This is a genomic window from Shewanella abyssi, assembly GCF_023284025.1.
GTDB lineage: Bacteria > Pseudomonadota > Gammaproteobacteria > Enterobacterales > Shewanellaceae > Shewanella > Shewanella abyssi.
This window is the reverse complement of sequence record NZ_JAKIKR010000041.1, coordinates 36321-47171: the sequence shown is the minus strand read 5'-3', so window position 1 is coordinate 47171 and position 10851 is coordinate 36321. Positions and strand designations below refer to the sequence as shown.

The following is a 10851-nucleotide window of genomic DNA, read 5'->3' as shown; positions in this document are numbered from 1 at the left end:
GAAATGAGCTAGACGCTACTCTGAACTCGCTGGCAGATCATCTGCTGTGGAACGTGCAAGCTTCTGAAAAAGGGATTTTTCAGCAGAGCCTACATGGAGGTATTCACGGCGACTTGCAAAGGAACATAGTGGATGAGCTGCTTTCCATCATAAGTAGATGTTTTAGGTAATGGCACTAGACCCCGGCCCAGAAGCCTTGCCGAGATGACTCCCAATTATTCCCAAGTTGTTCTGCTAAGCTATCTCATTTCTGTCCAAAACCCTGTTAGCCAACCTAGGTAATCACACAACCTAGGTGGCAATTAGTGACAACACAATGATGAGACATCTATGCCTCATCGTAGTCGCGTTACTACTTGGCTTTACTCTTACTACGGCCATAACGGTTTTTATCACCATCACCTTGTCGTGGCTTTGACTCACTGCGTCTTTTCTCTTGATATTTACGCTTATTATGACTCTTCTCTTTCACTGCCTTGGTCACCACATCGCGATAACGGGCGGGTAAAGGTGCGCCCTCTTCATAACCCGGTAATGTAATACACGGCAGCGTCAGCTCGATGATCTGCTCAATCTCTTGCAGCATGTCTTTATCTTGCGGTGATACAAATGATATGGCACGGCCAGACAAACCCGCTCGACCGGTACGACCTACTCGATGGACATAGTCTTCGGCAGCAAAAGGCAGCTCAAAGTTAATCACCAAGGGCAGTGCTTCAATATCGAGGCCACGAGCGGCAACGTCGGTCGCCACCATGACCCTTAGTTTGCCTGATTTAAACTCTTCTAAGGCGCGGTTTCTTGAACCTTGCGTTTTATCACCATGAAATACAGCACTTTTTACGCCATCAAGTTTAAGCTCTGTGTGTAGATGTTCTGCGCCCTCTTTGGTGCTGACAAAGACCAAAACCTGTTGCCAGTTATTACGCCCCACAAGTTCAGATAAAAGCTCCGATTTACGGCGCTTATCGACTAAATAAACCTCTTGGGTAATTCTGCTGGCCGTTGGCGCGGTGGCAACATTAATCCACTCAGGTGCGATAAGCATCTTCTGCGCTAGCGTTTTAATGTCATCGCTGTAGGTTGCCGAGAAAAACAGTGTCTGATGCTCTCGGGCCACCAGCTTTTTCACTTTTTCAATATCTCTAACAAAACCCATGTCTAGCATACGGTCTGCTTCATCAACCACTAGATGGTTAACATTGGACAGGTCCAAATCAAACTGACCGATAAGGTCAAACAATCGACCAGGAGTCGCCACAAGAATATCAACGCCAGCTTGCACTGCTTTACGTTGCGGATTCATGTTTGCTCCGCCATAAACAGCCGCCGTTTTGAAAGGTAAAAACTGTGCATAGGCTTGAATATTTTCGGCAACCTGAATCGCAAGTTCACGAGTCGGTGTGAGTACTAACACTCTCAGCTCAGCCTTGTGTTCGCCAAGCGACTCCACTGCTGCGTCACTTTGCTGAAGTTCCAACTGCTTAGATAAGGTATTGAGCAGAGGTAACGCAAATGCTGCGGTTTTGCCGGTGCCAGTTTGGGCACATGCCATGATATCTTTCCCCTGCATTGCCACTGGCAATACTTGCACTTGTACTTCTGTTAACGCTTGGTAACCGCGCGCAGAGACTGCATCTAAAATGTGGGGATGTAAATCGAATGCATCAAAGTTCATGGTTAGCTCAATTTTTGTAGATTGGAGTACAGGGAATAAAAGTGAGCGCGGAGTCTACCAAAAACCCAGCGCAGATAATATAGCCGGGCGCTGTGAAACAGTGGTAACTCTCCATTTTACCTAAGCCGCTATCCCCCAAAGATAACGGCAATCCTAAATCACTTATGCTGAGCGTAAGCCTCTACAGCAATGACTTTACTACCTTGTGATTCTGCCAGCCGCTTTTTTGTCGCTGGAATAATACAGCTCGTTTCAAATTGCTCCGCTGGCACAGGCCTTGAGTACAGGTACCCTTGGCCATAATCACAACCTGCGTCTGCTAACACTTGTCGCTGGTAATCGGTCTCAACACCTTCTGCAATCACTTTCATCCCGAGCTTATGCGCCATCACAATAATCGCTTCACACAAAGTAAAGTCATCACTACTGCTGTCTATATTGCGAGTGAATGACTGATCTATTTTTAAGAAATCGATATCAAACTTTTTAAGGTAGGCTAATGAGGAATAGCCGGTGCCAAAATCATCAAGAGATATCTGCATTCCAGCAGCACGATATTGGTCTAGTTTATGAAAAATAGTCTCATTGTTATCAAGCAACAAGCCTTCGGTGATCTCGATACAGATAGAGTTTCGGCTGAGTTTTAGCGTCTTAAGCAATGAGATCCAAGATTCAAAACTGTCGCCCTCATCCCGAAACTGCACCGGTGACTTATTGATACTGATCTGTACTTCCACCCCAAACCTATCACGCCAAAGTGCACATTGACGCGCTGCTTGTTGAAAAACCCAATCGCCGATTTCGACAATCAACCCTGTCTCTTCAGCGACAGAGATGAACTCTATCGGTGACACTAGGCCACGCTTCGGGTGGTTCCAACGAATAAGTGCTTCCGCCTTTATCGACTGATCATCCCCTAAACAAACGATCGGCTGATAATATAACTCAAACTCTTGGTTTGAAATTGCCAATCTGAGATCTTGAATTAGCCGCATACGATATTTAGCATTACGCTGCATCGACGGGGTAAAGTAGTGGAATCGATTTCGACCTTGATCTTTAGCGGCATACATCGCTTGATCGGCGTGTTTCAATAACCCTTCAATATTTGCGGCATCATCAGGGTAAAGTGTAATACCAATACTGGCACTTATATAGGCGCTCTCTTCACCGAGGTTAAAAGGCTCTGCAATGCGGCTAAGGATGTTCTGAGCGACTTTATCAACCCCTTCTATATCGGTGATCCCAGCAAGTACCACGGTGAATTCATCACCACCGAGCCGCGCAACAACATCGCTATCTCGAATACAGCTCTTCAGGCGCTTCGCCGCTTCGGTTAACAACAAATCACCCATATCATGGCCTAAAGTATCATTGACCTCTTTAAAGTAATCGAGATCTATAAACATCAAGGCAAAGTGCTTTTCTCGCCGATCGGACTTTAAGATCTCGCCAGCAAGATAGTCGAGCAACATTCGGCGATTAGGTAACCCGGTAAGAGGATCATAATTTGCCTGCTTCCAGATGATCTGTTCAGCCTGCTTTTTATCGGTGATATCTGAAAACAAGGCCACTCGACGCTCTGTTTGAGCCTCCGAATCAAACAATGTATTAACCGTTAACCACACGACAAACTCTTCACCGCTTTTGCGCCTTAACCACATCTCGCCCTGCCAGCGGCCTGTTGCTTCTACCGATGAGTTCATCTGCTCATAGGCACTACGATTGTTTCGATTACATTGTAAAAGCTGAATATTCTGATGCTTAATTTCAGCTTCACTATAGCCCGTAATATCAGAAAAAGCGGCATTAGTGTTGATGACAGTGCCTGTTTCATCTTGCACACTCATGGCTTCGCTGCTGTTATTATAAACCGATGCTGCTAGCTTTAATGACTCTTCAACCCGTTTACTATCGGTAATATCTGCATGTACACCGCACATACGTAATGGCTTATTATTTTCATCGCGGCTAACGATTTTGCCTGAATCCAAAATCCAACGGATCTCTCCAGTGTATGAGTACATTCTGTATTCAATTTTATGCTGGTCACTGACGCCTCTTATGTGTTCATCTATCGAGCTAAGCACCCGCACTCTATCTTTAGGGTGAATAGCACGCATCCAAAGCTTGGGGTTATTATTGAGGGTCGCTACGTCGCAGCCAAGTAAGTTGGCGCTGAGTTCATTGCGTTCGACCTTATTATTAACAATATCCCAATCCCAAAAACCTAACTCACTGCTTTCTAGGACCAAAGCCAACTGCTCTTGACTGGCTAACATTGCCATTTCAGCTTGCTTTTGCGAACTTCTATTTAACAAACCAATAATCACCAATTCCACTTTGCCTTGGTTTCTTTGGCACGCCACCGTCATATGGGTATAAACAATTGAGTCATCGCTGGCGATAAATCGAATATCAAGTTCGAACTCATCACTCTCCCCCATCAACATGTTTGAGAAGTAGTACTGATAGAGGTTAAAATCATCGCTATGGATCAAGTCTGACCACAATAGCTCAAGCAGCTTGGATTCGCTGTATTGCAACATATGGCATAAGTTTGGGTTTACTTTTATCCACTGGTGTTGATTATCTGTGATCGCTATGCCCATGCTGCCAGCTTGAAAATGAGACTTAAACAACAGATGGTCTTGCAGTTTTATCTTTTGATCTCTCTCTATTTCAATCCGTCGAGATAACAACATCCCCAACAAAGCAGTGGTGATTGGAAAGACAATTAAAAAGGGTAAAGTGATCTGCTTAAGCATTGAAAAAGCCATGTCTAGAGGCATCACTAGCCCCCAAAGCAAAGCTAATACGTTAAGACTAAAACCAAATAACAGCAGCTCTCTAAAGCGGATATCCCCGATATCGCCTTTGCGATACTTGCCCCACAAATAGCCCACCAACGCCGACGTCATTATCGTGCCAATACCAGACCAAACCGCAACCCCGCCCTCACTTAAGCGGAACAGGCCACTAATTAGCACGGCAACTAATGTCGGCACACCACCAAAAAACATGCCTGAAATACCAAGAATAACGGTTCTCGAATCGAAGAAAACACCATCACTGTATTGCCAAGGGCTTAGCATCACTGAAACAGCAATAACCCCAACAAGGGCACCGATGCCGATTCTCCAGAGCACGTCCAGCTCTCGTTTATGGCTGCGGGGAAACGCGTCATAAACGAACACCATTGCCAATAGCAATGCTGCATTTTGAATAAGCGAGAAAATTAAACTTTGCTCCATAAAGTACGATTCATCCGTGTAGACAATTGACCAAGGGTTACAAAGATTCTAGCAGAATAGATCTGAAATAATATCTCTAGCGCAACCCAATTTTATATTCAAGCCATTTAAAAGTGATTGTTCGTTTTATAGTCACCCAAAAATAACACTTATGATAGATTAGATAACTAAGAATGACGACATTAACGGTTAAATTAACTAGATAATTCAAAAAATACCAGTGGTTAGCTGAGAAGTAATTTAGCAGTTTGGAATCGACTTAATTAGGGAGGTAATACATTAGATAAACAACCCTACTGCGCTGTGGGCAATAGGGCTAACAAGTCTACACGGGGACTAAGCAGCTCCGTGGGTGACCAGTGTGGGTTTAAGTAAATTATCGTGAACCGGACAACGGTGGCAAACAGTCTCTAAAAAGGTACTTTTTTGCTCATGGTTTAGTTGAATATCATCTTTGGCTGCATCCATTGTAGCGATAATATCAATCACTTTAAAACCAACGGGATCATCCGAAGGCTTACCCAACAATCCAGCACTATTAAGCTGAGCTTTCATTGATATGTTAAATTGTTGCAGGTCAATTTTTTGCTCTCTAGCCACCATTTTAGCGATGGTTGAAATGCAGCCCGCCAATGAAAAAATAAAGGTCTCCAGTGGATTAGCACCTTCATTGCCCGCGGTAGGTTGATCGATGACTAATTGATGCTCACGGATCTGCGCGCTGACTTTCCAGCCCTCTCCCATTTGAGTATTTACTTCTATAACCTTGTCCGCCATATCCATCCCGTTCCATTAGATTTATTTCAATGAGGACATTCTAATGGATGCAAAATCAAAAACTCAAATTAATCTCACACTTTTCAGCATTAATAAAAGTATTGCTCTTGTGTGAGATTAAAACACCCAGGCCTTCCTATGATAAGCTAGCGCCACTTTCATCACGATTTATGACTAGACCAGAATAAATATGCCCGCAACTAAGTCAGTACAGCAGAGTAAAACCTTTAATTTCCCGGTACAAATTTACTATGAAGACACCGATTTTTCGGGTGTTGTGTACCATCCTAATTTCTTAAAATATTTTGAACGGGCCCGAGAGCATGTGATTGGTGCAAAAAGCCTTGCAAGCTTATGGGATGAGCACGATTTGGGCTTTGCCGTTTATCGTAGCGATATGCTTTGCCATGATGGGGTGGAGTTTGCTGATATTATCGACATTAGGACGCGTTTCTACTTTGAAAGTAAATATCGCACGGTTTGGCTACAGGAAGTTTGGCGCCCAAATGCTAAAAAAGCAGCGGTAACGGCGCAAATTGAGATGGTGTGCATGAATAAAAATCGCCAACTAAGCCCAATGCCACCGATATTGATAAAGCGTCTAGCCGAGGCCTTTTCTCAACCCGTCACTTTCTAGCAAGTGGCTTCGGGCGATACTCCACTAAGCTTCGGCCAGCTGATTTCAAGCTCGGCCGGAGTCAGTGGTTTGGCAAATATATCACCTTGAATTTTATCGACTCCCATTGGAATAATGATCTGCCGTACCGATTCGGTTTCCACGCCCTCTACGGTGACCTTAAAGCCTAACCCTTTGGCTAAGCGGATGCTGGTATCCATAATATGCCTGGCGTGTTCATCGGTGTCTAAGCCTTCAATAAAGGCTTTGTCTATCTTGACCTCATCGACGGGTAAATACTTGAGATAGGCTAAAGATGAGTGGCCAGTACCAAAGTCGTCAATCGCAATATCAACACCAATGTGACGCAACCGATTGATAGCAATAACCGCGTTATCGATATCTTCCATCAGTTTACTTTCAGTTAATTCGATTGATAATGCATTGGCGGGCAGTTGAAACTTTTCCAATCTGGCTTCTATCTCTTCAATCAAAGATTGGTTTTTTAAGTCTTGGGTTGACAGGTTGACCGCCACTTGCAAAACGACCCCAATCTCGCGCCATTTAGCTTGCTGCAATACCACTTGATCTAATACCCACTGGCTCACCATATCGATCATCCCCGCGTACTCAGCGAGTGGGATAAACTCAGCCGGAGAGATAACCCCCAAGGTTTTATGTGTCCAGCGCATTAACGCTTCGACCTGATCACAACGGCCCGTTGCACAGTTTTGCTTTGGCTGGTAAACCATATAAAGCTCACCGTCTTGTAACGCCTTAGCCAAGCTATTAATAATCGACACTTCTCTTATCTGCACCTCGTCATCACCCGCACAATAATGGGCCAGTCCTAGGTTCAACAACTTTGCTTTTTTAAGCGCCAGATCGAGTCGACGTAACATGGTACTGATCTCGCCATGAAAACGTTCGAGTTCAAGGTGCCCTAGCTGAATACGCACGGTCATTGGACTTTCAAGAACGGTGTAAGGATGCTGTAAACAGGCAATTAACGCCATTAGGTCCGCGTCGGTAAAACCCGTGGGGATATAGATGAGAAATTCATCTTCATTCATTCTGGCAATGGTGGTGTTTTTGGGGAAATAAGTTTCAATCCTGCAGGAAATTTGTTTTAGCAGCTCATCCCCAAAATCAAAACCGAACAGATCGTTTACATAGCGGAATCGATAGATATCAAGTAGTACTAGACTGCCCTGTTTTAATGGCATCAGCTCAGCAAGCTTTTGCTTCATGCTTAAGCGATTGCCCAGTCCGGTTAATTTGTCGTGGCCCGTTTGATGTAATTGCTGTTGTAACTGCGATACCAGCGCTTCAATTTCCCGCAAAGTCTTTGCCACACTCGATACGGTTAACCGGCGGTCATTAGATTGGTTATTAAAGGGTAAACACAATCGCCTCAGATGACGACGATAAGCTAAAAAACGCAAAAACAGTGCCACTAGCAGTACTATAAGTACAGTGCATATTATCGAGAGTAATCCAGATTCATCCATAAATGATAACTTTACCGTTTTCAATTTACTGCGTTTAAATGTGTTCTATCAACCTATTTTAAACAGGCTCACTGGGAGGTAAATAACAACGGATAGCCTCCTAAAATCAATCTCTTTGACTATAGCTTAGTCTCTATCATCAATCGTCACTCGTAACTGTTCTTTATGGAGTGATATGTATCTAAAAAGGCATCGCTGGCTAACACTTCTGGCGACACTGGCACTCCTTTAGCGCTAAACGCTGCTAGCCTCTCTTGTAACTCATTACCTGAACGCAATTCTCCGGTATAGAATGCCGCGGCTCGAATAAAATCAAGATAGCTAACCTGCTCTGAGGTGTAAGACAAGTCAGCCCAACGTTCAACGACTTCCATAACACAGGGTGAAAAAGCCCAGTTTTTAAGCACGGCTCGACCAATGGGCCCTTGTAACTTACGCACTAACCCACGCAGTTGATCAATCCCATTGATGAGTTCTGGATCGGCTTCAACCTCGGTCAATACCGGTAAAGCACCAATATTATGCACCAGACCCGCGAGTGTCATGGTGTCGGCATTTAGGCCACTATGTGGATGAGTACGGTTATAGATCTGCAACATTGCCACCGCGGCGGAGGTCACATCAATGGATGTGCCCCAGACTTCATCCATCACTTCCCATACCATCTCATTAGTTGATATGAACAGCTGTTCCATCGCAATAGAGGTCACAATAGTCTTAATCTGGGCCAAGCCAATACGGCTTATGGCGGCATTAACATTCCCCGCAGGAACGCCGCGGCTGTATATAGCGCTATTGGCGACGCGAATAACTCGTGCAGAAATGGCGGGGTCTTGGCCAATGATATTAGCCACATCTTTTAAGCTAGCGTCTTCTCGGCCGACAACTTCCTGAACACGCATAGCCACTTCAGGCAAGGTTGGCAGCACTAACGAATCTGCCTTTAATTTTCTCAACAAACCAACCAATACTTGATGCTCTTTTGACATCTTTACTCCCATTACTCGTATTAATTTTACAGCTCGTCGAGTATATCAGCAGAAAGCATACGGGCACGTGCAAAATAGCAATATAGGGTTAATACTTAGATAATGGCTTTAATAATACTTAAATTGTGCAAAAAGTGATAACAAGCTCACAAGAATTCAAGATAAACGACTCAGGTCGCCTCCATAGCCCTTATCATGTGCGGCTGATTTCCTTGCATTAGCCCCCTTGCATTAAGTAGAATGCGCGGCCGTTTGCCTATTCCTTACCCGTTAACAGAGAAGTTATTATGTTTAAACCTGAACTACTGTCCCCAGCCGGAACCCTTAAAAATATGCGTTACGCCTTTGCCTATGGCGCTGATGCTGTTTACGCCGGCCAGCCAAGGTACAGTCTTCGTGTACGTAATAACGACTTTAAAATGGAAAATCTTGCGGCAGGGATTAAGGAAGCCCATAGCCTAAATAAAAAGCTATACGTGGTCAGTAACATTGCCCCCCATAACGCCAAGCTAAAAACCTATATCAGAGATATGGAGCCCGTTGTGGCTATGCAGCCTGATGCGCTGATTATGTCAGATCCAGGGCTTATCATGATGGTGCGTGAAGCCTTCCCCGATCAAGTGGTGCATTTATCAGTACAAGCCAATGCCATTAACTGGGCATCGGTTAAGTTCTGGGAGTCGCAAGGGATTAAGCGTGTCATTCTTTCTCGTGAGCTTTCACTGGATGAAATTGAAGAGATCCGTCAGCGCTGCCCAGATATCGAATTAGAAGTGTTTGTTCATGGCGCCTTATGCATGGCGTATTCAGGCCGTTGTTTGCTGTCAGGCTACATCAACAAACGCGACCCCAACCAAGGGACCTGCACTAACTCTTGTCGTTGGAAATACGACGTACATGAAGCTAAGCAAACGGAGACTGGCGATATCGTCGCCGTTAACCCAGATGTGCAAATTGAAACGCCGACCTTAGGCGCAGGCGCACCTTCTGACCAAGTGGTGTTATTGCAAGAAGCCGGCAGACCTGGTGAATATATGCCAGCATTCGAAGATGAACATGGTACCTATATCATGAACTCTAAAGATCTTCGTGCCATTCAGCATGTAGACCGCTTAACTAAAATGGGTGTTAATTCACTTAAAATTGAAGGTCGTACAAAGTCTTTCTATTATGTCGCCCGTACCGCTCAACTGTACCGTCAAGCGATTGAAGATGCGGCCTCGGGTAAAGATTTTGATCGAACCCTGATGCACAATTTAGAAGGGCTAGCACACCGAGGTTACACCGAAGGATTTTTACGTCGTCACGTGCATGATGAGTACCAGAACTATGATTATGGCTATTCAATTAGCGATACTCAGCAGTTTGTCGGTGAATTTACTGGAGAGCGCAACGATGCTGGACAAGCCGAGATTGATGTAAAGAACAAGTTTAGTGTTGGCGACAGCGTTGAAATCATGACGCCACAGGGCAACTTAACCCTCAACATCGACTCACTGGTTAATCGTAAAGGCGAGAGTGTTGAGGCCGGTCTAGGTTCTGGACACTTTGTCTTTTTAGAAGTGCCCGCTGGCGTAGCATTAGATAAAGCCGTATTGCTGCGTAACCTGCCACAAGGGCAAGATACCCGTAATCCGCATAAAGCCACTGACGCTGCTGCGAAATAGACTGAACAAACAAAGAGGCGCTACATAATGCGCCTTGATAAGGGTATTAAGTAAACGATGGCACTATTAATCGACGACAGCTGTATCAACTGCGACATGTGTGAACCAGAATGCCCCAATGAGGCGATCACCATGGGCGAAGAGATCTATGAGATTGAACCGCTGCTGTGCACTGAATGCAAAGGTCACTATGATAAACCCACCTGTATTTCGGTCTGTCCTATTGATTGCATTGCCATTGACCCGGACAACAAAGAGTCAGATGATGAACTGTTAGTGAAATACCAGATCATTACTGGCAAAGCCGTTTAATCAGCGGCCGAGACGGTAACAGCGTCAATATTTGATTCAAAAAAAGG

At 44.7% G+C, this 10851-nt stretch carries 8 protein-coding genes; 3 read left to right on the top strand and 5 right to left on the bottom strand.

What is annotated here, in order from left to right; all coding sequences use genetic code 11:
• Nucleotides 1-352: 352 nt before the first annotated feature.
• The 3 genes from L2755_RS16190 to L2755_RS16180 form a co-directional block, all read right to left on the bottom strand.
• A complete protein-coding gene (locus L2755_RS16190) occupies nt 353-1678 on the bottom strand; it encodes a DEAD/DEAH box helicase (RefSeq protein WP_248981718.1) in 1326 nt (441 codons plus the stop codon).
• 158 nt (nt 1679-1836) lie between these two features.
• Nucleotides 1837-4932, bottom strand: coding sequence for an EAL domain-containing protein (locus L2755_RS16185; protein WP_248981717.1), 3096 nt, complete (start codon nt 4930-4932; stop codon nt 1837-1839).
• A gap of 336 nt (nt 4933-5268) precedes the next feature.
• Nucleotides 5269-5709 (bottom strand): OsmC family protein, encoded by a 441-nt coding sequence (locus L2755_RS16180; RefSeq protein WP_248981716.1) that lies wholly within the window; start codon nt 5707-5709, stop codon nt 5269-5271.
• A gap of 190 nt (nt 5710-5899) precedes the next feature.
• Here L2755_RS16180 and L2755_RS16175 point away from each other — a divergent pair, with 190 nt between their 5' ends.
• Nucleotides 5900-6346 (top strand): thioesterase family protein, encoded by a 447-nt coding sequence (locus tag L2755_RS16175; RefSeq protein ID WP_248981715.1) that lies wholly within the window; start codon nt 5900-5902, stop codon nt 6344-6346.
• On the opposite strand, the gene L2755_RS16170 is transcribed toward L2755_RS16175, so the two are convergent.
• Complete coding sequence (locus L2755_RS16170; RefSeq protein ID WP_248981714.1) at nt 6343-7836, bottom strand: putative bifunctional diguanylate cyclase/phosphodiesterase; 1494 nt, start codon at nt 7834-7836, stop codon at nt 6343-6345. The two genes, L2755_RS16175 and L2755_RS16170, sit on opposite strands and share 4 nt — an antisense overlap.
• Nucleotides 7837-7982: 146 nt before the next feature.
• Nucleotides 7983-8825, bottom strand: coding sequence for an HDOD domain-containing protein (locus L2755_RS16165; RefSeq protein ID WP_248981713.1), 843 nt, complete (start codon nt 8823-8825; stop codon nt 7983-7985).
• Between the two features lie 287 nt (nt 8826-9112).
• Here L2755_RS16165 and trhP point away from each other — a divergent pair, with 287 nt between their 5' ends.
• Together trhP and L2755_RS16155 are read left to right on the top strand one after the other, a co-directional pair.
• A complete protein-coding gene (trhP, locus tag L2755_RS16160) occupies nt 9113-10492 on the top strand; it encodes a prephenate-dependent tRNA uridine(34) hydroxylase TrhP (protein WP_248981712.1) in 1380 nt (459 codons plus the stop codon).
• Between the two features lie 57 nt (nt 10493-10549).
• Nucleotides 10550-10804 (top strand): YfhL family 4Fe-4S dicluster ferredoxin, encoded by a 255-nt coding sequence (locus L2755_RS16155; protein ID WP_248981711.1) that lies wholly within the window; start codon nt 10550-10552, stop codon nt 10802-10804.
• Nucleotides 10805-10851: the final 47 nt, after the last annotated feature.